Here is a 26,990-nt window from a genome sequence, read left to right on the forward strand (position 1 = left end):
ACTACAAAACTACCAGTGGCCACGGACACCCGGCGAGGTTCACAGCCGTTGCCTTGGTAGGGTCGAGGCGGAAACCCCGCGGCTCCGGCCGCCCGACGACAGGAGCCTGACGTGTCAAACCCCCTCACCCCCGGAATCCTCGCCGGCAAGCGGGTTCTCGTCACCGGGTCGAGCCGCGGCGTCGGCGCCGACACCGTCAGCTACTTCGCCGAGGCCGGCGCGAGCGTCGTCATCAACTACCGCAACAAAGAGGCGCGCGCGGTCAAGCTGGCCGACCGGCTCCGTGCGGAGGGTGCGACCGCGATCACGGTCGGGGCCGACCTCACCGAGGCGGCATCCGTGGCCCGCCTGTTCGAGACGATCCGCGCCGAGTTCGGCGGGCTCGACATCCTGGTGCTGAACGCGTCGGGCGGCATGGAGAGCGGCATGGCCGCGGACTACGCCCTCACCCTCAACCGCGACGCCCAGGTCGACCTGCTGACCGCCGCCCTGCCGCTGTTGCAGCCGGGGTCGCGGGTCGTCTTCGTGACGAGCCACCAGGCGCACTTCATCCGTACGACCGAGACGATGCCCGAGTACGAGCCGGTCGCCCTCTCCAAGCGCGCCGGCGAGGATGCGCTCCGGGCGATGATCCCCGAACTCACCGAGAACGGCATCGACTTCGTCGTCGTCTCGGGCGACATGATCGAGGGCACCATCACGGCGACCCTGCTCGAACGCGCGAACCCCGGCGCGATCAGCGCCCGCAAGGAGTCGGCCGGCCGGCTCTACAACGTGGCCGAGTTCGCGGCAGAGGTCGCTGCCGCCGCCGTCGACCCGATCCCCGAATCGCACACCCGCTACGTCGGCGACGTCTCGGGCTTCGCGCCCGAGCCCGCCTGACCCCGGCGCGCGCGAGACAGGCCGAGGCCCCGCCCATGCCCGCCGCCGACCAGCCCGCCTCCGACCGCCCCGGTTTCGACTTCAGCAAGTCGCGCGTGCTGCTCTTCGACCAGGGCGGCAGTGTGCTGCTCTTTTTGACGAAAGCGGCTGTGTCCACCAATCCCACGCGCTGGGTCACCCCCGGCGGCCACGTCGAGCCGGGAGAGTCGCACGTCGACGCCGCGGTGCGCGAACTGTTCGAGGAGACCGGGCTGGCAGTGGCTCCGGATGCCCTCGGCCAGCCGATCCGCAGCCGCGAGTTCAGCGACGAACGTGCGCCCGGCGTGTTCAAGCGCAACTATGAGGAATGGTTCGCGTTCCGTACCGCCCGCTTCACTCCGGTCAGCGCCAACTGGACGCCGGAGGAGCACATCGACATGGAGGCGCACCGGTGGTGGAGCCTCGACGAGCTCGAAGCCACGAATGAACCCTTCGAACCCGACGACCTCCCTGCGGTCATCCGGAGTCGGCTGACCCCACCGGCCTGACCGGCCCTACTTCGCGACGCGGGCCTTCGGTACGCGCCCGAGCGTCACAGCGGACATCGCCTGGAACACGCCGAGTACGATGAACGTCCACGCGGCGAAGACGGTCAGGAGCGCGAGGGACGACACCGGAGCGAACACGAACACGATGCCGGCCACGATCGAGAGCACCCCGAGCAACGTCGCGTACCACTTCGACGAATCGTTCACGGTCTGGGTGAGGGCGAGGATGCCCTCGAAGATCCACGAAACGCCGATGACGAGGCCCAGCACGGTCAGCGACGCAAAGGGGTTCCGCAGGGCGATGACGCCGGAGACGAGCAGCAGAACGCCGAGCACCACGCTCAGAACACGCACGCCGGGGGAGAGGGTGCCGTTCACGATGCCGACCGCGATGCGCACCAGGCCGACGACGAAGAAGTAGAGACCGAAGAGGAAGGCCACGACTTCGAGGGTCGAACCCGGCCAGGCCAGTACGAGAATGCCCACGACCACCGAGAGCACGGCCCCGACCCAGAGGGCCGCCTTGAAGTGCCGAAGCACACCGGGCGCCAGGTCTTCGGTGTGCAGGGAGAACCGCAGCGGGTTCGTGGGTGTGGGTGTGCTCGACATGGTGCCCCTCCGTCTGTCGTCGGCTCTAGACCTCGCCGATGTCTTCGTTCCAGAGTTCCGGGAACTCCCGAATGAATGTTCCCATCATCCCGATGAGTTCAGGGTCATTGACGACCGAGAGTCCGGCGCCGTGTTCGGCCACCCACTGCTGCCCGCCGAGGAAGTTGTGGTCGTCGCCCACGACCAGTCGGCCGATGCCGAACTGCCGGATCAGTCCCGAGCAGTACCAGCAGGGCGACAGGGTCGTGACCATCACCGTGTCGCGGTAGCTGCGTTGCCGACCCGCATTGCGGAAGGCGTTCGTCTCGCCGTGCATCGACGCATCGCCGTCCTGCACCCGGCGGTTGCGCCCGCTGCCGAGCAGCACACCCTCGGCCGAGAAGAGTGCTGCGCCGATCGGGATGCCGCCTTCCGCCGCGCCGAGCGCCGCTTCGGCCTTCGCCACGTCGAGCTTCTGTTCGTCGGTGGCGTAGACCGCCCCGATGACGATCCCGGCGCTCACGCGACGTCATCCGCAGCGTCGACACCGATGACGGTGGCCGGCGCGGCCCCCAGCGGCCCGCCGAGCCCGGGCCGAAGCATCCGGAACAGCAGGGCGTAGAGACCGGCCCCGAGAACGAAGCCGACGATCGCGGTGAGGTCGCCCACCTCGGGGGCCAGCGTCGGAACGACGCCGACGTAGAACGTCTGGTTGGAGAACAGCCAGATCGAGACCACCAGGCTCACGACGAAGGCGATCGGTCCCGCTGCGTTGCGGTACTTCGCCTGGTCGGTCACGATCGAGGCGATCTCCGTTCCCCGCCGCAGCAGCCGGTCGACGAGCACGACACCCAGCCACGGGGCGATCCAGTAGGCGATGACGAGCAGGAAGTTCTCGTAGGTGTGCCCCGCGTCGGGGATGGCGCTCCAGGCGAGGAAGAAGCCCACCACGCCGAAACCGAGGGCGATCAGGGCGCGCCTCAGAGCGAACGGGATTCTGACGCCGGCGGCGAGAAACGACATGGCGCCCGAGTAGATGTTCAGGGCGTTCGCTGCGATCGCCCCGACGGCGATCGCCACGAGGGTCAGGTCCCGGATGATCGGCGGCATCGACAGCGTGAACGAACCGGTAGGGTCGCCGGGGTCGAAACCGGCGATTGTCGCCGCGGCGGCGCCCGCGGCCATCAGCACCACGCAGGAGACGAGGTTGCCGAGCCCGGCGGCCCAACCGACGGTGGCACGCCGCACTGTCGCGGGGAGATAGCGGCTGTAGTCGGCGGCATAGGGGTTCCAGCCGGCCGCGTACCCGAAGGCGGCGCCGGCCGCGAGAGTGAAGCCGCCGAAGCTGAAGGCGCTGCCGTCGGTGACGACGCCGAGGTCGGCGTGCAGGAAGATCGTCACGGTGGCGACGATGAAGATGGCTCCGAGCACGAAACTCGCGTACCGCTCGAACAGCTGCACGAGGTCGTGGCCGATGAACGCCACGGCGACCTCGACGACGACCACGATCAGCAGGGCCAGAACGGTCGGCATGCCGGTGAGGGTCGACAGGGCGAAGGCGCCGCTGACGGAGTTGACGGTGAACCAGCCGAGGCCGGCCATCACGGTGTTGATCGTCGCCGGCAGGATGTTGCCGCGGTAGCCGAAGGCCGTACGGCTCAGCACCATCTGCGCGAGACCCTCCCGAGGGCCCCAGGTGGAGAGGATGCCCTGGGTGAGCGCGCCCGCGGCGCTGCCGAGCACCAGGGCGGCGATCGCCTGCCAGAAGCCGAGCCCGAAGAACGCGACCGCGATGACCCCCACGAAGATGGTAGCGAACTCGAGGTTCGGCGCCGTCCACGTGGAGAACAGCTGCCAGGGCGACCCGTGGCGCCGCTCGGCAGGGATCGCCTCGATACCCCCCGGCTCGATGCGGGTCGGTGCGGCCGGAACGGCGGGTTTCGTGAGGGTGCTCTCGCTCATTTTCAGATCCTATGAGCGCCGGGGCGGTGCCACCGGGAGCCGGGCACCGATTTCACGAGTTGTTTACAATGCGCAATCAGCACATCGCACCGAGGCGAGGGAGAAGGCGGCGCGACCCGGGCAGATGCCTGCAGGTCACGCCGCCACACGACGTCGACTGTTCGAAAGTTCCTAGCTGACTTGAGCCCGTCGGTATAAGCACAACTCCATCAACCCGAATGCTGCGAAGTTGCCGTAAAAAAGGCTATCGCACCCAGCGCAAAGATGCCTGTTTCAACAGTGAATCTTCACCCGTTTGAGTGAGCGCCTGTCGATCGGCAGCAGTATGCCCAGAACGGGGGCTATTTCCATAACTCGAAGTGAAGCTAATGTGAACACTGCAATCCGAAACAGGCTGCACCGGATGTCGTAATCCTAGCTACGACCCCGTCCGAGCAGACCGAAGAGACGCACACCCCCGAGCGACCGCTTTTCCTAGAAGCGTGCGCCCAGCCGGGGTGAGCCGAGACGAGCTCTCCGGCGTCGGGGGGCGGGAACGCTGTTCCTGCTCTCCGACGAGAGCTCCACCCGCAGAAGCCGTTCCCTGTGACCCGAGACAGGTTGAGTAGTGACCGTAGAAACACAGAAGCCCCTGAGCACCGCCGGCGCCACCGCCAACGCCGTTGCGACAGCCAGCGCCGTCGTCGAACACCAGTTGCGCCGGGTGTCGAGCATCCGTCGCCCCTCCAACTGGACGGCCCGGTACGCACACCGCCTCCTGGTCTCCGACTCGCTCGTCGTCGCGACGGTGACCTCCATCTGCTTCGTGATGCTGACGGTGCTCGATCACATCCCGACCACCAGCATCAGCACCTTCGCCGTGCTCTCACTGCTGATCGGCCTGATCTGGGTCGCGCTGCTCACCATCGTGCGGAGCCGCGACTCCCGGGTTCTGGGCGCCGGCCTCGACGAGTACCGCCGCGTCGTCGTGGCCACCTGCGTCGTCTACGGTGCGACGGCGATCACCGCGCTCGCCTCGCAGACCGTCGTTCCGCGCAGCTACTTCGTCGTCGGGCTGCCGCTCGGCATCGTCTTCCTCAGCCTCGAACGTGCCCTGAACCGCCAGTGGCTCGCCCGGCGCCGCGCCCAGGGCGCCTACCTGACCAAGGTCATCGTCGTCGGCGAGCTCAACGACACCCGCTACGTCATCGACCAGATCGGCCGCAAGGCCCGCCGCGTCGAGTACGACGTGATCGGCGCCGTTCTGCCCGAGGGCTCCATCGCCACGAGCGTCGTGGGACGCACCAGCACCGTGCCGGTCGTCGGTTTCACCGACAACGTGCCGGAGATCACCGCCCGCCTCGGTGCCCAGGCCGTGATCGTGGCCGGGCAGCTGAATGGCGGCAGCGACTTCGTGCGCAACCTCGGCTGGGCCCTCGAAGAGACGTCGACCGAACTCGTTCTGGCTCCCGGACTGACGAACATCGCTGGCCCCCGCATCCACTGGCGTCCCGTCGACGGACTGCCGCTGATGCACGTCGAGCTGCCCCAGTACTACGGCACCAAGCACGTGATCAAGCGCATCATGGACATCGTTCTCTCGGCGGCGGCACTCCTCGTGCTCGCACCGGCCCTCGCCATCATCGCGATTCTCGTCAAGCGCGACAGCGAAGGGCCCGTCATCTTCCGCCAGCGCCGCATGGGCCACGAAGGCACGACCTTCACCATGCTGAAGTTCCGCACGATGTCGACCGACGCCGAGGCCCGGCGGGCCGAACTGCTCGCGCAGAACGAGGGCGCCGGAGTGATGTTCAAGATGGCCAACGACCCCCGGGTGACCCGCGTGGGCCGCGTGCTCCGCAAGTACTCGCTCGACGAACTGCCGCAGTTCTGGAACGTGCTGATCGGCGAGATGAGCCTCGTCGGCCCGCGCCCGTGGCTCGAGAACGACATTCCCAACGACGGATCGAGCGTCAGCCGACGCCTCTACAGCAAGCCCGGCATCACCGGCCTCTGGCAGACAGAGGGCCGCTCCGACCTCGACTGGGAGGAGAGCGTTCGCCTCGACCTCTACTACGTCGAGAACTGGTCGGTCACCGGCGATGTCGCGCTGCTCTTCCGCACGACCAGGCAGCTGCTGGTTCCGAGCGGAGCGTACTGATGGAGAACCTCATTCTCGTGGGCGCCAGCAGTCTGGCCCGCGAGACGCTCACTGCTGTGCGCGCAGACGGCCGGTTCAGGGCCCTCGGCTTCATCGACGACAACGAGTCGCGCTGGGGCACCAGCGTGAACGATCTGCCGGTGCTCGGCCCGATCCCGCACATTCTCGAATACCCGAATGCCCGCCTCGTCGTCTGCGTGCGGAGCGGCCAGTCCCGGGCGCGACTGGTGTCCCGGCTCCGGATGCTCGGAATCCCCGATGAGCAGTACGCCACGGTCGTTCATCCAAGCGCCTCGGTACCCGGCAACTGCCGCATCGGCCAGGGCAGCATCGTCTTCGCCGGCGTCGCCATGACGGCGGAGGTCTACCTCGGCCGCCACGTCGTCGTCATGCCGAATGTCTCGATGATGCACAAGAGCCGTGTGCAGTCCTACGCCACGATCGGTGCCGGAGCGGCCATCGGCCCCGGTGCACGCATCGGCGAGGAGACCACCATCGGCATGAACTCGACCATCCGCGATCGCGTCAGCATCGGCCGGCGGGCAGAGACCGGCCTCGGGGCGCTCGTTCTGCGCGACCTCCCGGCCGGCGACGGTCGACTCGAGACCTCCCCTGTTCCATTCGACACCCAAGCACCCTTCCGAAGGGAAGACATCAATGTCTGAGACCAGACCCCTCCGTATCGCCATGGTGGGCACGCGCGGCGTTCCCGCTGCCTACAGCGGCTTCGAGACAGCCGTCGAGGAGATCGGCCAGCGCCTCGTCGCCCAGGGCCACACCGTCACCGTGTACTGCCGCATCGGCAAGGTCGAGAAGCTGAAGTCGTTCCTCGGTATGAAGCTCGTCTACCTGCCGGCCGTGAAGTCGAAGACCATGGAGACGCTCAGCCACACCGCCCTCTCGGTGCTGCACATGCTCTTCACCCGGCGCCACGACGTGGCGTTCGTCTTCAATGCGGCGAACTCGCCCCTGGTACCCGTCATCCGCGCGAAGCGCACTGCGGTCGCCGTGCACGTCGACGGGCTGGAGTGGAAGCGCGACAAGTGGAGCAACACCGGCAAGCGCTACTACCGCATCGCTGAAGAGCTCGCGGTGCGTCACGCAGACGCGTTGATCGCCGACGCGGCCGGTATCGCCGACTACTACGACCACGAGTTCGGCATCGACACCGAACTGCTGAGCTACGGCTCGAAGGTGATCAGGGAGCCCGCCTCCGACCGCCTCGCAGAGCTCGGCCTCGAGAGTGGCAAGTACCACCTGGTCGTCGCGCGCTTCGAGCCCGAGAACCACGTCGACGTCATCGTCGACGGCTACACGAAGAGCGACGCGACCCTGCCGCTGATCGTGGTCGGCTCGGCCCCGTACTCCGCGGCGTACACCGAACGCATCGCCGCTGTCGCGGCATCCGACGACCGCATCAGGATGCTCGGGGGAGTGTGGGACCAGGAGCAGCTCAACCAGCTCTACGCCAACGCCCTCACCTACTCGCACGGTCACTCGGTCGGCGGAACCAACCCGTCGCTGCTTCGCGCCATGGGTGCCGGGGCCGCGGTTCTCGCCTGGGACGTGGTGTTCAACCGCGAGGTGCTGGGTGACGACGGCGAATTCTTCGCCACGCCCGAAGACCTCGCCGCCCTCGTGCTCGCCGCAGAGAGCGACCCCGAGCGCATGCGTGCCACCGGTGACCGCCTGCGCGACCGCGCAGAGGAGTTCTACGACTGGGATGCCGTGAGCGCCGGGTACGAAGAGCTCGCCCACCGCCTCGCGAAGGGCTACTCGACCCACGGCGTGAGCCGGGGCACCCGCAACCCGACGCCGTGGCAGGTGCCGACCGGCTACCGCACGAACACCCCGCAGGCCGCCGTCGAGCTCCCCGCTCGCGAAGACGTGCCCGTCGGGGAGGAAAAGTGACCCCGCGCGGTGCGGAGACGTACCGCGAGACGGTCGCCCGACTCGCCTCGGCGCAGAAGAAGGCGGCACGCGGGGCCCCCGCCTACTCCATCTACGTCAACCGCAGGGTCGGTCGCTACCTGGCCGCCTGGGCCTACCGGGCCGGGCTCACGCCCAACCAGGTGAGCGGCATCAGCGCCGCCTTCACGTTCACCGGCATCATCCTGCTCGCCGTGCTGCCCGTGTCGTGGTTCACCGGCATCGGCGTCGCGCTGCTTCTCGCCGTCGGCTACGCCTTCGACTCGGCAGACGGCCAGGTCGCCCGCCTGCGCGGCGGCGGTTCGCTCTCGGGCGAGTGGCTCGACCACGTTGTCGACTCGGTGAAGATCGCCTCGCTGCACCTCGCGGTGCTGGTGACGATGTTCCTGCACATGGATCTCACCACGCCGTGGCTGCTGCTCATCCCGATCGGGTACTCGGTCGTCGCCTGCGTCTCGTTCTTCGCAATGATCCTGAACGACCAGCTGAAGCGGGTCTACGCCGCTCGGGCCAAGGTCGATGCGCCGGCCGGCCGTTCGACGCTGCTGCGGTCGCTGCTCGTCATTCCGACCGACTACGGCTTTCTCTGCCTCGTGTTCGTGCTGCTCGGCAGCCCTGTGCTGTTCATCGTCGTCTACGGCCTGATGGCGGTGGCGAACGCCGGGCACCTGCTGCTGGCCAGCCGCAAGTGGTTCCGCGACATGGTGGCTCTCGACGCCGACCGCGCGCCCACCCCTGCCGACGAGGCGGTGACCGCATGATGCACCCCGCCTTCGGCCCCCTCACCGGCCGCACCGTGCTCTTCGCCCAGCCGACCGCCGAACTCTACGGCTCGGATCGCGTTCTGCTCGAGAGCGTCGAAGCCGTGCTGAACGCCGACGGCCGCGCGGTCGTGGCCCTGCCCTCCCGCGGGCCCCTCGAGGCGGCCCTCGTCGCAGCCGGCGCCACCGTCGAGATCTGCGAGACCCCGGTGCTGAAGAAGGCCAGCCTGCGCCCGCGCGGCTTTGTCTCCTTCCTCGCAGCGACGGCGCGCGGAGGGCGTGCCGGCCGTCGGCTCATCGCCCGGGTCGCCCCCGATGCCGTCTACGTGAACACGGTCACCGTGCCGCTCTGGATCGCCCTCGCCCGGCTCGCCCGCGTGCCCGTTCTGGCGCACATCCACGAAGCCGAGGGATCTGTCTCCCGGCCGATCGCCATGGCTCTGAACCTGCCCCTGCTGTTCGCGACGCGTGTCATCGCCAACAGTGAGTACAGCGTCTCCGTACTCAGAGAGAGCTACCCCGCCCTGGCGCGGCGCACGAAGGTCGTCTACAACGGCGTACCCGGCCCGACGGCGCCGCGCTCGGCTCGTGAACTGCTCGACGGGGGCCTCCGCATCCTGTTCGTGGGTCGCCTCTCCACCCGCAAGGGTGCGGCGGTCGCTGTCGAGGCACTCGGCGTGCTGAGGGCCCGGGGTATCGACGCGACGCTCGACCTGGTCGGCGCGCCGGTACCCGGGCAGGAGAGCTACCAGAGCGACCTGCTCACGCGCGTCGCCGACCTCGGCCTGGCGGAGCGCGTGACGCTGCACGGTTTTCAGAACGATGTCTGGCCCGCCCTTGAGCAGGCGGATGTCGCGGTGGTGCCCTCCCTTTACAACGAGCCGTTCGGCAACACCGCCGTCGAGGCTCTGCTGGCCGCCCGGCCCGTCATCGTCAGCGACACCTCCGGACTCCGCGAGGCAGCCGGCGGCTACCTCTCCTCCCGCCGGGTCACCCCCGGCGACGCGGAGGCACTGGCCGACGCCCTCGCCGAGCTCGGCACCGACTGGCCGAAGGTCAGGATCGATGCGGCCGTCGACGCCTTCAGCGCGAACGAGAAGCATTCACCCGAGCTCTACCGGCAAACCATTGCCTACCTGGTCTCCGAACTCGCCGCGGGCCTTCCCACCGCGCGCACCACATCAACCGCGCGCTCCCACGCCCGACTCACCACGAACGAGGTATGACCATCATGGATCCGCACGACTACTGGAAAGCCCTGCGCAAGCGCTGGATCGTCATCGCCATCCTCGGTGTCATCGGCGGCGGTGTCGCGTACACCTACGCCGAATCGCTGCCCGACAGCTTCACGGCGACGAGCGAGATCTTCGTCTCCTCCACCCAGGGCCAGACGACCAGCGAGGTTCTGCAGGGCTCCACCTACACCCAGAACCTGGTGCAGTCCTACTCGCAGCTGGCGACAACGCCCGCCGTCCTGACCCCCGTCATCGCCGAGCTGGGGCTCGACCTGACTCCGTCGCAGCTGGCCAAGACCATCACGGCGACGACCCCGCTGAACACGGTGCTGATCCAGATCACCGTGACCAACGGAGATCCTCAGCTGGCGGCATCCATCGCCAACAGCGTCGGCACCTCGCTCTCGACGACGGCCATCGGCCTGTCGCCGAAGAATGCGACAGACGTCGCCTCGATCTCGATGAGCATCGTCACGCCGGCGCAGGCCCCGGTCAACCCGATCGCCCCCAACCGTCGACTGATCGAGATCAGCGGTGTGGCCGTCGGCCTCGCTGCCGGTGTGCTGTACGCCATCGGGCGTGCCGTGTTCGACACCCGCCTGCGCACCAACCGCGACATCGAGCGCATCACCGATGTGCCGGTGATCGGCAACGTCGAACGTCGTCGTCGCCGCGACCCGCAGGCCAGTGGCATCACGATGCGCATGGCGCCGCACAGCCTGATCGCGGAGGACTACCGCCGCGTGCGCACGAACCTCGAGTTCGCCGACGTCGACAACGCCATCCGTTCGATCGTCGTCACGTCGGCCATGCCCGGTGAGGGCAAGACCACGATGTCGATCAACATCGCCCTCGCCATGGCCGAGCGGTCGATGCGGGTGCTGCTGATCGACGCCGACCTGCGCCGGCCCTCCGTCGCCACCTACGCCCAGATCGAGGGCGCTGCCGGCCTGACCAGCGTGCTGGTGGGGTCTGCCGACCTCGGCGATGTCATTCAGCACTGGGCGCCGAACGTCGACATTCTGACCTCGGGCACCATTCCGCCGAACCCGAACCAGCTGCTCGGTTCCACCTCGATGGCCCGGCTGCTGCGCACCGTCATCGCCGACTACGACTTCGTGATCGTCGACACCCCGCCGCTGCTGCCGGCCTCGGATGCCCTCACCCTCACGCACATGACGGATGGTGCGGTCGTGGTCTCGCTCTACAACTCCACCACCCGCCAGAAGCTCTCCGACGCCCTGGCCGCCCTGGCCGGAGTGCGCGCCCGCACCATCGGCGTCGTTCTGAACCAGACCAAGCCGAAGGCGAGGGACGAGTACTACAGCAGCGACGTGACGAAGATGGGCACGACGGCACCGGCCGCCTCGGCCGACGGACACGCAGGCACCGGCACTGATACGGACGCCGACGTGAACACCGAGGCCGACACCTCCATCGAGGCGAACATCGTCGACCACTCCGACACGGACACCGTGCCTGTGACCGTGGCCGGCGACAGCGCGGCGGAGCGCATCGAAGAAGCCCTGTCGACGCGACCCTCCGCCACCTCCGAGCTCCGGCCGGTGCCATGACCGTGGCACGTCGCGAACTGCCGCGTACCTCCCTGCAACGGCGCGTTCGGCTCTACGAGTCGGTGCGCACCGCCCACCTCGAGCGTGCGCACGAACTGCAGCCCGCCAGCATCCTGTACCGGGTGAAGCGCTACGACTTCGAGGACACCCTCGCCCGCGGCCTGCACCTCGTGCGGGTCGGGCCGCTGAGCGGGGCCCTGCTCATCGCCCGTTCCCGCATCGAGACCCTGGAGATCAACGAGCCGTTGATGCTGTCGAGCCTGGCCTCGACCTCGCTCGCGCTGCTCGCCCTGAAGGTGCGCCACGCCCTCGGCGGCAAGCGCACGACCGTGGTGACCTACGCGATCGGGAACACCGATCCGTTCGCGGTGACCACGCACCAGCGCCCTCGCACACGCCTCCGCAGGAAGGTCGAACGCCGGCTCGCCCGCTGGGTCTGGAACCGGGTCGACCGCGCCGCCTTCGGTACCAGCGCGGCGCAGCAGACCTACGAGAACGTGCTGGGCGAGGTGGCCCTCGGCTCGAACTCGCTGGTGATCCCCGCGCTGCCGGCGCCCGCGCCGACCGCTGCGGCGAGCAGCCGCGTCGACGGTCGCGTGATCTTCGTCGGGGCGTTCAGCGAGCGGAAGGGCATCCGGGTGCTTCTCGATGCCTGGCCGCACGTGACGCGCCTGCGACCCGGCGCCACCCTCACCATCATGGGCAAGGGCATTCTCGAAGACAGCGTGCTCGCCGTCGCCCGTCTGTTCGAGGGCATCACCGTCGAGATCGATCCCGACCGCGGGCGCATCGCGCAGGCGCTCGACGAGGCGCGCGTACTGGTTCTGCCGTCGCAGCCGTCGCCGACGTGGCGTGAGCAGGTCGGCCTGCCGATCGTCGAGGGCCTCTCGCACGGCCTGGCCATCGTGACGACCGAGGAGACCGGGCTCGCCGACTGGCTGAGCGCCCACGCGCACGCGGTCGTCACCGACCCTGCGTCGAGCCCCGAGCTCGCGGTGGCGATCGTGCAGCTGCTCGACGACGACCGTGCGGTCGACGATGTTCTGCAGGCCCTGCCGGCCCGCGACGGGCGGCTGGCCGCCGACGACTGGATGTTCTCCCACGCCCTCACGATCTCCGACCTGGCCCGGGTGTACACCTGATGGCCGTTCGGGGCCTGCGCCGGGGCGGCACGTTCAGCCTGGTCGGCAGCGCCGCCGTGGCGAAGGTCGGCGTCATGGCGGTTGCCGGCATTCTCGGCATCATCACCAGCCGGATGATCATTCAGAACTTCGGCGTCGACGCCTACGCGCAGTACGGCCTGCTCTCGAGCTTCCCGACCCTGCTGCCCTTCGCCGACCTCGGAATCGCGGCTGTCGTCATCAACGCCGTCGCCGGCTCCGCGGCCCCGCGCACCGACGACTACGTGCGGCGCACCATCGTGACCGCCTTCCGCATTCTGCTCGTCTCCGGCGGCATCATGGTGACGATCGGCGCGATCATCACCGTCGCCGGCTGGTGGCCCGTTCTGCTCGGCAAGGGCCTCATGCCCGAAGGCGGCGACATCGCGGCCTTCCTCTGCATCGCGGTGTTCGGCCTCGTCATTCCGCTCACCGTCGGCCAGCGCATCCTCGTCGGCCTGAAGAAGACCACAACCCAGGTGGCCAGCCAGGCCGTCGTCGCCCCCTTCATGTTCCTCGTCGTGGGAGCGTTCGTCGTGCTGATGGTGCCGGCCGGCACCTACCTCGCGGTCGTCACCTACGTTGCGAACGCCCTCGTCTCCGTCATCTGCCTGATCGTCGCCGCGCGCGCCCTGAGGCCGCAGGTAGGCGCCGCCATCCGCGAGATCCCGCACATCCGGAGCTACCGCGGAGTGTCCGCGCTCGGGCTCGCCTGGCCGATGCTCGTGCAGATGGTCGCCCTGCCCATCGCCATGCAGACCGGTCGCCTGCTGCTCAGCCACCTCGGCACCGTCGAACAGCTCGCGGCCTACAACCTCGCCTCCCAGCTCTTCGGCATCGTGCTGCAGACGATCGCCGCCGCCGGTCTCGCTCTCTGGCCGATCTACGCGGCCGCACGAAGCGCCAACCGGGTCGAATCGCCGGCCGTCGCGACGCTCTGGTTCCTCGCCGGCGGGCTGCTCATGGGCGGGGCCCTCGCCGTGCTCTCGCCGTTCCTGGCCTCGTTCGTGTCGGGTGGCCAGATCCACCTCGATCTCTGGCTGGTGCTCGCGTTCGTTCTGTTCGTGGGGCTTCAGGCTGCCAAGTACCCCATCGGCATGTACATGACCGACAAGCGGGGCCTGGTCTTCCAGGTCGTGCCGGTGCTCATCATGATCCCCCTGAACATCGGTCTCTCGTGGTGGCTGATCGGCATCATCGGGGCAGCGGGGCCGGTGGTGGGGTCGTCTGTGGCGGTGGCGCTCTGCCAGGTGGTGCCGAACCTCTGGTACGTTTCGCGGGATGTCGCGAAGAGACGACAGTCGATCCAGGATGCCGTGGCCTCCGCCGAACGGGAGAGCGAACATGTCTGAGAGCTCGACGTCGTTCATCTTTCCGAGCGAACGGGACATCCCCGCCTGGGAGCGCCGGCACGCCGCCGGCGAGGTACCGGGACGCTGGCCCTACGGACTGCACGAGCTGGCGTCGTACACCGGGCGCCTCGAAGCCGTGGCCGCGGGGGAGCCCTCGCGGGCATCCGTTCTGCGCAGCCGGGCGCGGGCGCTGCTGCCCGGGCGACCCGGCCCGAAACGCCCGGCCGGCGACGGCGCCCAGGGTGTCGGCGCCCGGGGCATCGGCCCCCGGAGCATCGGCCTCACCTGGGACGAGAACGCGGCCCGTCGCATGTACCTCGAACACCGGCACGACGAGATGTACAGCGGCGTCATCTGGGTGACCGACATCCTGGCCCGGGGCGGAGACATCGGCACGATGCGGTCTGTGCTGCGAGGCATGAACGGGTTGTGGGTGATCAGCCGCGGCCAGCAGGCGGCCGTCGAACGGCTGGTCGGCGACGACGGCCCTCCCGTCGGCTTCTTTCGGTTCGGCGTCGACGAGACGTTCTTCACCCCTGCCCCACCCGCCGAACGCCCACTCGTGCTGAGCGTCGGCGGTGACCGCGACCGTGACACGGCGACGCTCTTCGAGGCGCTCGACGAGGTGAAGCGGCGTGCGTCAGACGCCGAGGTCGTCGTACAGACCTCCAGCGACCTGCCGGCGCCCGACGGCGTGACGAAGCTCGCGCGGGTCAGCCACTCCGAGCTGCGGGCGCTCTACCGGCGGGCCAGCGTGGTGGCGATCGCCACCCGCCCCAACCTGCACGCGTCGGGCATGACGGTGAGCCTCGAAGCGATGGCGACCGCCCGCCCCGTCGTGATGACCGACACTCCCGGCATCGACGATTACGTCGCGCACGAGCAGACCGGCTTTCTCACCCCGGTCGGCGACCCCCGGGCGATGGCCGGCCGGGTGCTGCGGCTGCTGGCCGACCCGACGCTCGCGGAGCAGTTCGGCCTCGCCGGCCGGGCCGCCGTCGAGGCCGGTCTCACGAGCTCCCACATGGTGCGTGAGCTCGCCGCGTTCACCGGGCTACAGCGCCCGACCCCGTCGCCCGCGACCGGCGACGCCGCGCACGCAACTCTTCCCTGACCAGCCGGCGGCCGTCACGCACGCCCCGGAATGCCGCGAAGAGGGGCGAGAGAGAGTGGGTGAACTGGCGGCGGCCGCCCTGCAGCAGAACCTCCCAGGCGATCGCCCGAGTCTGGCCCGACCAGCGCTCGATCGTCGTGTCGTCGAGGTGACGCACCGCGAACAGCAGGCGGTTGCGGATGTTGTAGTAGTAATACGTGTTCGACTTGGGCTCACCCGAGTGGGAGTACCCGCCACCCTGATGGGTACCGCCCTCTGCGTGCACGGCCACGGCATCCGTCACCACACGCAGCCGGCCACCGGCAGCGGCCACCCTGTGCGAGAAGTCGACGTCTTCCCAGTACAGGAAGTACTGCTCGTCGAACCCACCCGTCTTGCGCCAGAGCTCGCGCGTCATCAGCAGGCAGGCGCCGCTCAGCCACGGCTCGATGGCCTGGGCGCTGCCCGGCAGGCGACGCCGCGCCGAACGGATGCGCCCGTCGGTCAGGTAGAGATCGGAACCGTTGAACCACACCGAGCCGTCAGGCCGGAGGATCTGCGGGGAGTAGAGCGTGTCGGAGTCTTCGGCGCTGGCCTCGATCAGCTGCTCGAGGGCCTTCTCGGCGATCTCGACATCGGGGTTCAGCAGGAGCAACAGCTTCGCGCCCAACTGCTCGGCGTGCAGCACGCCACGGTTCATCCCGCCGCCGAACCCGGTGTTGCCGGTCGGCAGCACGGTGTTCCAGCCCTCGCGGGCGGCCAGCGACACCACGCGCGAACGCTCCTGCTCGCTGGAGTAGTTGTCGACGATCACCACGGTCAGCTCGGGCTGCCGGCGGGTGAGCGGCGCCAGGTTGGCCTCGAGCAGCGCTGTCGAACCGTAGTTGACCACCACGATCGCAAGACTGGACAGAGATGACGAACTCATACCGTGACTCCTCGGAAGACGGGATAATGACTGTGATGAACGCTGACGAGACGCCCCACGACCACGCGGAGCCGCAACGGCAGCCGCAGCCGCAGCAGCGAACGCTGGCCATCGCGGTTCTGACGTTCCGCCGACCCGACGACCTTCGGGTCGTGCTGCCGCTGCTGGTCGAACAGCTGCTGGCCGTCGGCTCCCGTGTGAAGGGTACCGTTCTGGTGGTCGACAACGACCCGGCGGGTTCGGGGCGTTCGACGGTCGACGCGGTGACGAGCGGGATGCCCGCCGGCCAGCAGCATCTCGTCGACTACGTGCACGAGCCGACGCCGGGCATCGCGGCCGCCCGCAACCGGGCCCTCGACGAGTCGCGCGACTCCGACCTGCTGGTCTTCATCGACGACGACGAACGGCCCACCCCCGAGTGGCTCAGCAGCCTGCTCGAGGTGCAGTCGGCCACGGGCTGCGCCGCCGTCGCCGGGCCGGTGACCTCGGAGTACGAGATCGAGCCGGGCCGCTGGATCACGGCGGGCCGCTTCTTCGAGCGCCGGCGCCTCGCCGACCGCACGCCGATCACGGTCGCCGCGACCAACAACCTGCTGCTCGACATGGGGCTGGTCACCGAGCTCGACCTGCGTTTCGACACGACCCTCGGCGTGATCGGCGGCGAAGACACGCTCTTCACCCGCCAGATCGTCGACGGCGGGGGCACGATGTTCTGGGCGGCCGGTGCCGGCGTGGTCGACGTCGTACCGCGTGCCCGCATCACGAAGAAGTGGGTGGTGCTGCGCGCCTTCTCGAGCGGCAACAGCTGGAGTGTGACGAGCCTGATGCTGACCGGCGGAGGCTCCGTCGCCCAGCTGAAGGCCCGGCTCGTGCTGACCGCGCGGGGCCTGGTCCGGGCCGCGGCCGGAACGGCCCAGATCGTCGCCGGCATCGTGCTCCGCTCGCTCGCCCATCGGGCGCGCGGCACCCGCACGCTGGCGAGGGGCGCCGGAATGGTGGGCGGCGCCTGGGGCTACTCCTACGAGGAGTACCGCCGGGCGTGACGGAGCCCCGGGGCCGCTGGGCCTCGACGTCGACATCGCTCAGCCCTCCGTGCGCGGCTTCGCCGCAACGGCCGCGGCCGCCGCGAGGTAGGCGGAGTGGTGCTGCATCCCGGCGTCGTGCCAGTCGCGGTCGTCGAGCCGGGGCGGGTCGACGGGGCCACGCTCTTGGACGGCTCGGAGCGTTGCGGCGAGCACCTCGGCGGTGAGCTCGCCGCTGTACTGGTAGACCCAGCCGGCGCCCACCTCGGCGCTCAGGCGCTCGTTCACCGGGTTGGCCGGCAGAAGCACGGGCCGGTTCAGGGAGAGTGTCGTCAGGGCGCCGCCGGAGTTGTGCATCTCGGTGTAGGGCAGCACGACGAGACTGGCGCTGCTGACGGTCTCGACCAGCTCGCGATCGTCGAGAAAACGCAGAGTGAGGTCGATGCGTTCGTCACCCGCCGCGCGGCGGCGGAGGTCGTCGGCGAGCTCCGGGGTCGACGGCCTCCCGGCCACCCGCAGCGTCGCGTCGCCCGGCAGATCACGAAAGGCGTCGACCAGCGCATCCACGCCCTTGTAGCGGCGGATCAGCCCGAAGTAGGCGACCCGGCCGGGCGTCGGCTCGGCCGCCGGGTACCGGGCGAACCAGTCGCGATAGTGACCGTGCGGAATGAGGGCGTACCGCCGATCATCCTGAACCGGAGTCTCGGGGTTCAACCGTATCCAGAGAGCAGTACGACGTTCGAACAGGCGGAGCAGCACGCGCTCGCGCCGGGAGATGCCGGAGGGCAACTCGAGGTTGTGAAGCGTACGCACGATGGGGGTGCGGGTCAGGCCGAGCTTGGCCAGGAGCGCCACGGTGAGGCCCTGGCGGACCAGGGCCTTCACCGGGGAGTGGCCGGCCACGAGGATCTCGGGCCAGTGCACGTGGAACACGTCATAGCGGCCGAGCAACGCCCCCCGCCACGAGAAGTTCCGCACGGTGACCCCGGGAAGGGAGTCGATGCTCTCAGCGAGCATCACCAGGTACGGATTCGTGGTCGGGCGGGGGACGGGGAACGACTGCTGAACGGTGAACGTGTCTCTCACGGAACGGCCTCTACGGTTTGAACGCACTCAGCTCCTGAACGGTGACCTGCTGCGGCGCGTTGGTCGCGCTGCCGGAGACGTAGCTGAGCAGCCCGATGGCGCCGGGGGCCTGGAGGCCCGCGAAGCTGTCGGTCGCGGAGACGGTCCACGCGGTCGGCTCGGCCGTGCCCGAGGGCCAGACCTTCGCCCTGATGGTGGTCGGGCTGGTGCCGGTCACCTGCAGGCGCACGCTGAGCTTCGTTCCGGCCACGATGCTGCCCGGTACGACGACCTCGTTCGCGAGCGTGCTCGCGGTGGAGCTGCCCTGCAGTGCGGTGAGCGCGACGGCGGCCGTTCCGTTGTTCTTCAGGCGGATGGCGGCACGGTACTCGTTGTTCGTCGCGGTCTTGCGACCGACGGCGTAGAGGTAGGTTCCACCACCGGTCGCGGGCTTGTCGAGACTGAACTGCACCCGCAGATCGGTGTTGGTCTGCGAGACGCTGTTCAGGTACGCGCCGGTCTGCGAACCGGCCGTTCCGAGCCGGAACACCGCACTGCCGTTGTTGACGGCGAGATCGGATGCCGTACCGAACTTCGTCCAGGCGCCTCCGACATCGGCCGTGCCGAACCCGTTCGACACCGTGCGGGTGAACGAGTCGAGCGCGAACGGCATCGCGGGCGGGTTCGTGACGGTCACCGACTGGGTGGCCGTGCCGGTCGCCCCGGAGTTGTCGGTCACCACGAGGGTCGCGGTGTAGGTGCCCGCGGCTCCGTACGTGTGCGAGACGGTTCGGCCGGTGCCGGTCTGGCCGTCACCGAAGTTCCAGGCGTACGAACCGATCGTGCCGTCGGAGTCGGTCGACGCCGCACCGCTGAAGGTCGCGGCGAGGTTCGACACGGTCGTGTCGATCGCGGCCGTCGGCGGCACGTTGGCGGGTGGGGGAACGGTCACCATCACAGATCCGGTCGTCACTGCGGTGGCGCCCTTGTTGTCGGTGACGGTGAGCTTCACCGAGAAGGTGCCTGCAGCGCCGTACAGGTGCGAGACCGTCTTGCCGGTGCCCGTCGATCCATCACCGAACGTCCACGCGTACGAGCTGATCGTGCCGTCGCTGTCGGCCGAGTCGGAGGCATCGAACGCCACCGTCAGGTCGGTCGGGACTGCGGCGAAGGCCGCGGTCGGCGGCACGTTGGCCGGCGGGGCGGCGACGGCGCGAACCGTCGTCTGCGTGACCCCGGTCGCACCGTCGTTGTCGGTCACCGTGAGCTTCACGGTGTAGGTGCCGGCGGCGGCGTAGGAGTGCACAGGCGGGGTCGCCCCGGTGGCGGTGGAACCGTCACCGAACGCCCAGGCGTACGACGCCAGGGTTCCGTCGGAGTCAGCAGACCCGGTGCCGTCGACCGTGAGGTCGAGATTCGTGATCGAGTTGGTGAACGACGCCGACGGGGCGACGTTCACGCGGGGAGCCGTGACGATGACGGTGTTCGTGAAGACACCGGTCGCGCCTCTGTTGTCGGTGACGGTCAGCGACACCGTGTAGGTGCCCGCCGTCGTGTAACTGTGCGACGTCGTGGCGCCGGTGGCGGTCTGGCCGTCACCGAAGTCCCAGGCGTAGCCCGCGACCGTGCCGTCGGAGTCGGCAGAAGCGGAGCCGTCGAAGGTCGCGGCGAGGTCGGTCGCGGTCGAGGTGAACGAGGCCGTCGGGGCGACGTTCGCCGCACCCGGCGTGGCGAGCGAGTAGTGCTCGGCCACGGTGGCCGCGCTGATCGCGGTGTCGTAGACGGCCGCCTCGTCGATGCTGGCGTTCAGGTACGAACTCGACGAACCCCAGGTGGTGTCGCCGCCGATGCGCCAGTAGCCGTCATAGGGCTGGGCCTGCGTCTGCGGGTCGGTGCCGATCAGGCGACCGTCGACGTAGAGTTTCAGGCCATCGCTCGACTGGGACGCCACCACCTGGTGCCAGACACCGTCATTGTAGGAGCCGGGCGTGGTGATCGTGTTCAGCTGACCGGTGTAGGTGCCGAAGACGATCTGCCCGTTGTCCTGCAGGTAGATGTGCCTGTCGTAGCTGCCGGAGTTGCCGGTCTGGCTGCTGCCGAAGCCGATGATCTTGCCACCGACTGTCGTGGTGGTGTTGAACCAGGCCTCGAGCGAGTACGTCTGAGGGTTGGAGATGCGGGCGGATGTCGCAACACCACCGCTCTGGCCGTCGAACGAGAACGCCTTGTCGGGGTTGCCCGCAAGAGCTCCCGTGACTCCGGTCGTCACACCGCCCGACACCACGCCCGGGTCGAGGCCCTGGCTGGAGTCTGCAGCAACGGAGCCCGCTGCGTCGTTCAGGCGCCAGTAGAGACTCGGCGCGTCGGTGAAGACCCGGTTGCCGTAGTTGTCTGCCGGAGGCTGGGGCAGCTGCGACGCACGACCGGACGCCACGTAGTGCGCATCGGCCTGCTGCCTGTTCAGCACCTGGTTGTAGACGGCGACGTCGTCGATGTCTCCGGCGAAGAAGTTGGAACCACTCCACGAGGAGTCGCCGCCGATCCGCCAGAAGCCGTCGTACGGCTGCGCCGAGATGGTGTCGGTACGGGTTCCGACCCGCACACCGTCGATGAACAGCTGCATGCCGGTCGAGCCGAGTGTGCCGATCGCCTGGTGCCACTGGCCGTCGTTGAGCGCACCGGCCGACTGCAGCACCTGGGTGTTGCCGTTGTAGACGCCGAAGTTCAGGCGCCCGTCGGTCGTCATGTAGAGGTGACGGTCGTAGCTCGAGGAGGTACCGGTGCTCGAGTTGCCGAAGCCGACGATCTTGCCGCCCGCCGTCGTCGTGGTCTTGAACCACGCCTCGACCGAGAAGGTCTGCGGTCCCGTCACGGGTGTCTGCGTCGAAGCGAACCCGGTGTCGTTCCCCGGGAAGGTCGAGGCCGTGTCGGCATCGCCGTTGATCGCCCCTGCGGCGCCTCGGGTGACTCCGGAGCCGGCGACCTGGTCGTTGAAGGCGACCCAGTCGGCGACGTTCGTACCGCTGGCCTCGCCCAGTCGCCAGAAGCTCGACGGAGAGTCGTTCAGCACGGCCGAGGTGTACGGGCCGGTCGGCGTCGACGTGACGGTGACAGACGCACTGTCGCCGAGCACCGTGTTGCCGAGCGGATCGGTCGCCCGCAGCCGGTAGGTGTAGGTCGCGCCGGGGGTCAGCCCGGTGTCGATGAAGCCCAGGTTCGGGGTCTTCCAGACGCTCGAGGGAGCTGCTGTGGTGTAGACCGGCGTGGTCATGTTGCCGTTGCGGTACACCGCGTAGGTGAGGTTCTCGTTGTCACGGTCGGAGTTCGCCGTGAAGCTGACGCGGGCCGTGCCTGCCGTGAGGGAGCTGAGTGTGGGCTTGAACAGAGCACCCGATCGGATCGGGCCCGAGGTGTTCGGCGCGATCGAGCGCACCGCGAACCGGGTGAGACCCTGCTGGCGCTTGCCGTTGACCTGGGTGAACTCGCCGCCGTAGACGACGTACTGCGTGTTCGCTGCGACGCTCCAGGGTCCCTGGCTCTGGCCGGTGAAGGTGCCGGTGTTGAAGTCGGGGTACCAGTTCAGCAGGGTCGGAGCCGGGTTGCCGGCGAAGTTGTAGTAGCCGAGAGGATCGCTCGTGATGGTCTGCGTCGGCGACTTGGAGAAGGCGAGGGCGCGGTGGAACGTCCACGGCTGCGGCGTCTGCGGAAAACCGCCGACGTTGCCGCAGTAGTGCGGGTGGCCGGCGATGTAGAGGGCCGTGCCCGTCGAGGCGGTCGAGTAGGTGTCGCCGTGGCAGTCTTCGACCCAGACGATGTTGCCGGTCGCCCAGTCGCCGCGGAAGGAACCCTCGAGGTTGCCGCCCGCACCGAAGACGTAGCCGGAGGCGTAGAAGCTGTCGCTGTCGGAGGTGAGGCTGGTGATCGACGCCTGGCTGCCGCCGTTGCGGATCAGGTTGTTCGCCGAGAAGCCGCTCGTGATGGCGCCCGAGACGGCGTCGGTCGAGGCGAGACCGTAGCCGGGGTTCGCCGACCCACCCAGTGTGGTGAAGCTGCCGCCGACGATGACCTTCGACTTGTCGGGAGAGACGGTCAGTGCGGTGACGTCGCCGCCTGCCGCGTTCGGGTCCCATGCGAGATTGGCGCCGGTGGTCGCGTTCACGGCGGCGACCTTGTTGCGCACGTCTTTGCCGATGCTGGTGAAGGTACCGCCCAGGTAGACCGTCGTGGCCGTCGCCGAGATCGCGTTCACCGCCGAGTTCGTGCCGGGCGCCCACGAGGTGACGACGGCGCCGCTGGTCGGGTCGAGAGCCGCGACCCGGTAGCGGTTCACGCCGTTGATCGTCGTGAACTGGCCGCCGACGTAGAGGCGCGTGCCGTCGGGGGAGGGGGTGACCGCCTTGACCTGGCCGTTCAGCACCGGGGCGAACGCGGTGTTCAGCGCGCCCGTCGTGAGGTTGTACGACAGCAGGTAGGTGCGTGAGACGGTGTTCACCCCCGCAGCTGCTCCGGCGGGCTGCGCGGTCGTGAAGTTGCCGCCGACGAACACCGTGTTGCCGATGATGGTCTGCGACCACACCACGCCATTGATCTGCGGGGTGGGCAGGGCATCTGCCGAGACCGTGGGCGGGGAGGATGCCGCCGTCGGGTCAGTGGGGGCGGTGTCTGCCTGGGCAGACGGCACAACGGTCAGAGAAGTCAGAGCAACAGCGGCGATGGTCGCTAGGACGACCACGGACCGGCGCAGGGGCGCCAATGGCATAGGAGTGCCTCATTCGGTTCAGACCACGCAAATTCGGTTACGTGGTAAGTGAAATCTAAAGGAGTTCTGAGGGTTTCTCTCCCCCCAGAACGGGACTATTCGGGGGCAGGACCCTCGAAGACGGCGACAGGCGTTCCCGCACGGTAGTCGAGGGTGATGCGCACGTCGTCACGCAGCTCCGTCGGTACGACGAAGACGAAGGTGCCGGTGACCGATTGGCCCGGAGCGACCTCGGCAGGCAGCGGGGTGCCCGCGCTCTGCAACTCGATCGCCGGCGTCTGGTTGGTGCCGTAGGTGAGGCCGACGACGGAGGTCTGCAGGGAGACGGTCTCGCTGCCCGTGTTCGTCGCCGTCACCGTGAACTTCAGCGACGGACCGCCCACCTCACCGACGCCGTTCGCGACGCCGTCGACAGACGCGATCTGCGAGAGGGCGACCGTCAGTCCGTCGGTCACGACCGCCGGCGCGGTGAGTGGCACGGGGGACTGCTCGACGGGCTGGGCGGGGTCGGACGGGTCGACGGTGGGGCCGGCCACCACGGGCGCGCCCGCACCGTCGACGGGCAGGGGAGTGCCACCGGCATCCGTACCCTGCGAATTGGCGTCGAGGGCGGAGCCGTTCGACGACGCTGCTCCGCCGGCGCCCACCGCGACAGCGACGATCACGGCCACGACGACCACGATCACGGCGATGATGAGGCCGATGACCAGCGGCCTGCTGGGCCGGCGCTTCAGCGGCCCGGTCGGAGTGTGACTGGCCACGGGGTTCTCCTCGACGTGCTCGAAAGGGGGTCCGCCCCACGGGGCGGGGACTGCCGCGCAGAGCGCGCGGCGACAGGGATTGCGAGCATGCCCAGCATCAGGACGAAGAGCGGGGTGGCGCTGTAGAAGGGGCTGAAGCCGACACCCCAGAGGGTGGTCGCCGACGCGAACATGATGACGCCGCTCGCGGTGCGGTCGGCGATGCGGATCGCAATGCCCCACACCGCCACGATCACGACGACGAGCAGGAACAGCAGCCCGGCGAGGCCGAAGTGGGTGAAGAAGTCACCGACGATCGAGTGCAGCTCGTAGTGCCCGCCGAACATGTACCGCTCGACGTAGCCGTTGTCGGGGGCGTAGTTGATCGACGCCATTCCGGACTTTGCCACGGTGATGTCGGTGAGGCTCGGCAGGGTGCCTGAGCCGAACCCCCACCACTGATGGTTGAAGAGGGCGATGGTCGCTGAGAGCTCGGGTCGACCGCCCAGGATCAGCGACCCCGACGTCTCCAGCTGGTGCAGAGAGCGGGCCTGGGTGGATGCGCCCAGGTAGCCGTCGAGAATGAGAGCCTGCCCGAGGTTGTAGATCACGACGGTGAGGCCGCCGAGACCGACGATCATGCGGAGGGCGGCGAGGCTCCGGTTCTTGCCGCGCGGCACGACCTGGAACGCCACCACGATGGCTGCGAGCAGCAGGATCGCGAACGCCGAGCGGGAGTCGTTCAGCCCCGAGGTGATCGTGAGCGCGCCCAGCACGACGAGCTGCAGCCAGCGGCGGCCCGACTTGTAGGCCAGCGAGAGCGTGATGATGGCCACCGGTACAGCGAACCCGAACTTCCACGGGTTCGACGGATAGAGCGGGCTGTTCGGCGTGATGGCCAGAGCCAGCCCGATACCGAACCAGAGCGTCACGTTCGCCTCGGGCAGCACCGTGCGGGCCCAGAGCACCACTCCGATCGACGCGAGTGCGCCCACCAGCAGCACCGTGGTGCTCGTCATGAGCGACGCATCGGAGTCGTGGTCGTTGCTGTTGAAGACGGTGAGCCACCCGCCCATGATCGCCGCGAACAGGCCGGTGCCGATCAGCGCCCACCCCCAGCGGTAGTGCCGCACCACCGGGATCCACACGGGAAGCAGGAGAACGGCGGCGACGTGGCCGACTTCGATTCCCTGCGGGAGGGCGATGCGTGCACCGATCATGATGAGGGCGGCCGCAGCGATGAAGCGCACCCAGCGGCGAGGGTCGCGAACGCTGGCGGTCGGAGCCGGAGGAACGGGGCCGACCGCGGGGCGAAGAGCACTCTCGAGACGCGGCGGCATCCTTCGACCCTAAACCGAACAGCGCACTTTAACCCCACCCGGAGCATCCCCCAAATCAGGTGTGCCCCGAACGGGTGATAGAGTTCCTCCCCAGCCGAGCTCCAACCTTTCGACACTCACCCCCGGGAGTGCATCTTGCCTCAGCACCGTCGCTCTGCAGAACGTCGTCCCCGCCCCGTTCTCCGCATCCTCTCCTCGCTTGCCGTGGCACTCATGGCCATCGGATTGCTCGTCGCGACGCCCGCCAGCGCGCAGGCCGATGAGTTCCCGCAGGGCTCCGCTCCCGTCGGCTCACTGGGCTACCCGATCTACAGCACCGCGATCTTCGTCTCGGTCGGCAGCGGCAACGATGCGAACCAGGGCACTCTCCGCTCGCCCCTCAAGACCGTCGCCCGGGCGATCGAGAAGGCGTCGGCGGGCGACCAACTGGTGCTGCGGGCGGGGGTCTACCACGAGGCCGTGACGATTCCGACGAACAAGCCGCTGATCATCCAGTCGTACCCCCGCGAGGCGGTGTGGTTCGACGGCTCCACGCGGCTGTCGGACTTCCGCCAGTCGGGTTCGACGTGGGTCGCGTCGAACTGGACGTTCGCGCCGACCAATGTCATGGACGGGGTCGCCGACAATCCCGGTTTCGTGGACTCGGCGCATCCGATGGCCGCCCGCCCCGACCAGGTCTTCTACGACGGCGTCGCGATGACCCAGGTGGGCAGCGCCGGCCAGGTCACGAAGGGCACCTTCTTCGTCGACCGGGGTGCGAAGACACTCACCATCGGCAGCAACCCGGCCGGTCACAAGGTGGCGGCCAGCGATCTCGGGCAGGCCATCTATGTGAAGGCTCCGGGCAGCATCATCCAGAGCCTCGGTGTGCGCCGCTACGCGACGTCGTATGGCGACCGCAGCGCGATCCGCCTCGCCAACGCCGACATCACGGCGCGCAATCTGGTCATCGAAGACAACGCGATGATCGGCGTGAACGTGGAGCAGAACAACGTGACGCTCGACCACCTCACCATCCAGCGGAGCGGGCTGATGGGCGTCGGCGCGAACGCCTCCTACGGTCTGGTCATCGAGAACTCGGAGATCACCCGCAACAACTCGGAGCAGTTCAAGCCGGCACCGGTGTCGGGCGGCATCAAGGTGACGCGGAGTCGCGGGGTGACCATCACCGGCAACAACACGAGCAACAACTGGGGCTCGGGCATCTGGCTCGACGAGTCGTGCTGGGATGTGAAGGTGACGAACAATGTCTCGTCGAACAACCAGTACACGGGCATCCAGCTCGAGATCTCGGGAAACGCGATCATCGCCAACAACCAGCTCTCGAACCAGCAGTTCGGGCTGCAGCTCTTCGACGCCAACGACGTGAAGGTGTTCAACAACTCGATCGGCAACAACTCGAAGTTCGGCGTGCGCATCTACCAGGACCAGCGCCGACAGGCCGACCCCTCGTTCGCCGGGCACGATCCGCGGCAGAAGATCCCCGATCCGACCGTGCCCTGGGTCACCAAGAACATCACCATCGCGAACAACGCGTTCGGCGCGGGCGGCTTCTTCCAGATCTGGGCGCTCGACGCGGTGACGCACATTCCGGCAGACCGGATGGGCATCACGGTCACGGGCAACCTGTTCAACCGGCGCACCTCGATGAGCCAGTCGACCCTGCTGGCCTGGGGCGGCAGCGACAATTCGTCGATCACCCGGTACGACACGGCCGCGAGCATGCTGACGAAGAACAGTGCCTTCCGGAACACCGAGACGGGCTCGAGCCTCTCACTGACCGGGATGACCTCGGCGATCCTCAGCGCCGCGTCGGGAGCCCTGGCCCTGCCGGCCGACGTGGCGGCGGCAGTCGGCCGATCGACCGGGGTGAAGAAGGTCGGGCTGCTGTAGGCGCCGCCTGGGCAATGCCCACGAATGGGGGTTATCGCTC

Annotated in this window: 21 protein-coding genes; 13 read left to right on the forward strand and 8 right to left on the reverse strand. The window is 68.5% G+C overall.

Annotation, left to right across the window (positions count from 1 at the left end; translation table 11 throughout):
• The first annotated feature begins 111 nt into the window (after positions 1–111).
• On the forward strand, positions 112–882 hold the full coding sequence (locus C5B96_RS05665; RefSeq protein ID WP_104243799.1) for an SDR family oxidoreductase: 771 nt from the start codon (positions 112–114) through the stop codon (positions 880–882).
• Between the two features lie 35 nt (positions 883–917).
• Positions 918–1,409, forward strand: coding sequence for an NUDIX hydrolase (locus C5B96_RS05670; protein WP_104243801.1), 492 nt, complete (start codon positions 918–920; stop codon positions 1,407–1,409).
• Positions 1,410–1,415: 6 nt separating this feature from the next.
• On the opposite strand, the gene C5B96_RS05675 is transcribed toward C5B96_RS05670, so the two are convergent.
• Genes C5B96_RS05675 through C5B96_RS05685 form a run of 3 tightly spaced genes read right to left on the reverse strand, consistent with a single transcriptional unit; the run spans position 1,416 to position 3,959 of the window.
• Positions 1,416–2,018 (reverse strand): HdeD family acid-resistance protein, encoded by a 603-nt coding sequence (locus C5B96_RS05675; RefSeq protein ID WP_104243803.1) that lies wholly within the window; start codon positions 2,016–2,018, stop codon positions 1,416–1,418.
• 25 nt (positions 2,019–2,043) lie between these two features.
• Positions 2,044–2,520 carry a nucleoside deaminase gene (locus C5B96_RS05680; protein WP_199176560.1) on the reverse strand — a complete coding sequence of 159 codons (477 nt, stop codon included), beginning with the start codon at positions 2,518–2,520 and terminating at the stop codon, positions 2,044–2,046.
• Positions 2,517–3,959 carry a cytosine permease gene (locus C5B96_RS05685; protein WP_104243805.1) on the reverse strand — a complete coding sequence of 481 codons (1,443 nt, stop codon included), beginning with the start codon at positions 3,957–3,959 and terminating at the stop codon, positions 2,517–2,519. Before C5B96_RS05685 ends, C5B96_RS05680 begins: the two co-directional genes overlap by 4 nt.
• 607 nt (positions 3,960–4,566) lie before the next feature.
• Here C5B96_RS05685 and C5B96_RS05690 point away from each other — a divergent pair.
• Genes C5B96_RS05690 through C5B96_RS05730 form a run of 9 tightly spaced genes read left to right on the forward strand, consistent with a single transcriptional unit; the run spans position 4,567 to position 15,224 of the window.
• The gene (locus C5B96_RS05690; protein ID WP_233189023.1) at positions 4,567–6,099 is read left to right on the forward strand and encodes a sugar transferase; all 1,533 of its coding nucleotides are present in this window, start codon (positions 4,567–4,569) and stop codon (positions 6,097–6,099) included.
• Complete coding sequence (locus tag C5B96_RS05695; protein WP_104243807.1) at positions 6,099–6,764, forward strand: acetyltransferase; 666 nt, start codon at positions 6,099–6,101, stop codon at positions 6,762–6,764. Before C5B96_RS05690 ends, C5B96_RS05695 begins: the two co-directional genes overlap by 1 nt.
• The gene (locus C5B96_RS05700) at positions 6,757–8,010 is read left to right on the forward strand and encodes a DUF1972 domain-containing protein (RefSeq protein WP_104243809.1); all 1,254 of its coding nucleotides are present in this window, start codon (positions 6,757–6,759) and stop codon (positions 8,008–8,010) included. Before C5B96_RS05695 ends, C5B96_RS05700 begins: the two co-directional genes overlap by 8 nt.
• Positions 8,007–8,789 (forward strand): CDP-alcohol phosphatidyltransferase family protein, encoded by a 783-nt coding sequence (locus C5B96_RS05705; RefSeq protein ID WP_104243811.1) that lies wholly within the window; start codon positions 8,007–8,009, stop codon positions 8,787–8,789. Before C5B96_RS05700 ends, C5B96_RS05705 begins: the two co-directional genes overlap by 4 nt.
• Positions 8,786–10,015, forward strand: a complete 1,230-nt coding sequence (locus C5B96_RS05710) for a glycosyltransferase (protein ID WP_104243813.1) — start codon at positions 8,786–8,788, stop codon at positions 10,013–10,015. Before C5B96_RS05705 ends, C5B96_RS05710 begins: the two co-directional genes overlap by 4 nt.
• On the forward strand, positions 10,012–11,598 hold the full coding sequence (locus C5B96_RS05715) for a polysaccharide biosynthesis tyrosine autokinase (protein ID WP_104243815.1): 1,587 nt from the start codon (positions 10,012–10,014) through the stop codon (positions 11,596–11,598). Before C5B96_RS05710 ends, C5B96_RS05715 begins: the two co-directional genes overlap by 4 nt.
• Entirely contained in the window at positions 11,595–12,740 is a 1,146-nt protein-coding gene (locus C5B96_RS05720) for a glycosyltransferase family 4 protein (RefSeq protein ID WP_104243817.1), read from the forward strand. Before C5B96_RS05715 ends, C5B96_RS05720 begins: the two co-directional genes overlap by 4 nt.
• Positions 12,740–14,110: a lipopolysaccharide biosynthesis protein gene (locus C5B96_RS05725; RefSeq protein WP_104243819.1), complete on the forward strand. Its 1,371-nt coding sequence runs from the start codon at positions 12,740–12,742 to the stop codon at positions 14,108–14,110. Before C5B96_RS05720 ends, C5B96_RS05725 begins: the two co-directional genes overlap by 1 nt.
• Positions 14,103–15,224, forward strand: a complete 1,122-nt coding sequence (locus tag C5B96_RS05730; protein WP_233189024.1) for a glycosyltransferase family 4 protein — start codon at positions 14,103–14,105, stop codon at positions 15,222–15,224. Before C5B96_RS05725 ends, C5B96_RS05730 begins: the two co-directional genes overlap by 8 nt.
• On the opposite strand, the gene C5B96_RS05735 is transcribed toward C5B96_RS05730, so the two are convergent.
• On the reverse strand, positions 15,157–16,131 hold the full coding sequence (locus tag C5B96_RS05735; protein ID WP_104243821.1) for a glycosyltransferase family 2 protein: 975 nt from the start codon (positions 16,129–16,131) through the stop codon (positions 15,157–15,159). The two genes, C5B96_RS05730 and C5B96_RS05735, sit on opposite strands and share 68 nt — an antisense overlap.
• A gap of 35 nt (positions 16,132–16,166) precedes the next feature.
• On the opposite strand from C5B96_RS05735, the gene C5B96_RS05740 reads away from it, so the two are divergent.
• Positions 16,167–17,174, forward strand: a complete 1,008-nt coding sequence (locus tag C5B96_RS05740) for a glycosyltransferase family 2 protein (protein WP_104244048.1) — start codon at positions 16,167–16,169, stop codon at positions 17,172–17,174.
• Between the two features lie 39 nt (positions 17,175–17,213).
• On the opposite strand, the gene C5B96_RS05745 is transcribed toward C5B96_RS05740, so the two are convergent.
• The 4 genes from C5B96_RS05745 to C5B96_RS05760 form a co-directional block, all read right to left on the reverse strand.
• Entirely contained in the window at positions 17,214–18,239 is a 1,026-nt protein-coding gene (locus tag C5B96_RS05745; protein ID WP_104243823.1) for a glycosyl transferase, read from the reverse strand.
• A 10-nt stretch (positions 18,240–18,249) separates the two neighbouring features.
• Positions 18,250–22,899, reverse strand: a complete 4,650-nt coding sequence (locus C5B96_RS05750) for a LamG domain-containing protein (RefSeq protein ID WP_233189025.1) — start codon at positions 22,897–22,899, stop codon at positions 18,250–18,252.
• Positions 22,900–23,072: 173 nt separating this feature from the next.
• Positions 23,073–23,738, reverse strand: coding sequence for a hypothetical protein (locus C5B96_RS05755; protein ID WP_104243827.1), 666 nt, complete (start codon positions 23,736–23,738; stop codon positions 23,073–23,075).
• Positions 23,708–25,057 carry a hypothetical protein gene (locus C5B96_RS05760; RefSeq protein WP_104243829.1) on the reverse strand — a complete coding sequence of 450 codons (1,350 nt, stop codon included), beginning with the start codon at positions 25,055–25,057 and terminating at the stop codon, positions 23,708–23,710. Before C5B96_RS05760 ends, C5B96_RS05755 begins: the two co-directional genes overlap by 31 nt.
• Positions 25,058–25,270: 213 nt before the next feature.
• Between C5B96_RS05760 and C5B96_RS05765 the strand changes: the two genes are divergently transcribed.
• Positions 25,271–26,950, forward strand: a complete 1,680-nt coding sequence (locus tag C5B96_RS05765) for a right-handed parallel beta-helix repeat-containing protein (protein WP_104243831.1) — start codon at positions 25,271–25,273, stop codon at positions 26,948–26,950.
• Positions 26,951–26,990: the final 40 nt, after the last annotated feature.

The sequence above is a fragment of the Subtercola sp. Z020 genome (assembly GCF_002931235.1).
GTDB lineage: Bacteria > Actinomycetota > Actinomycetes > Actinomycetales > Microbacteriaceae > Subtercola.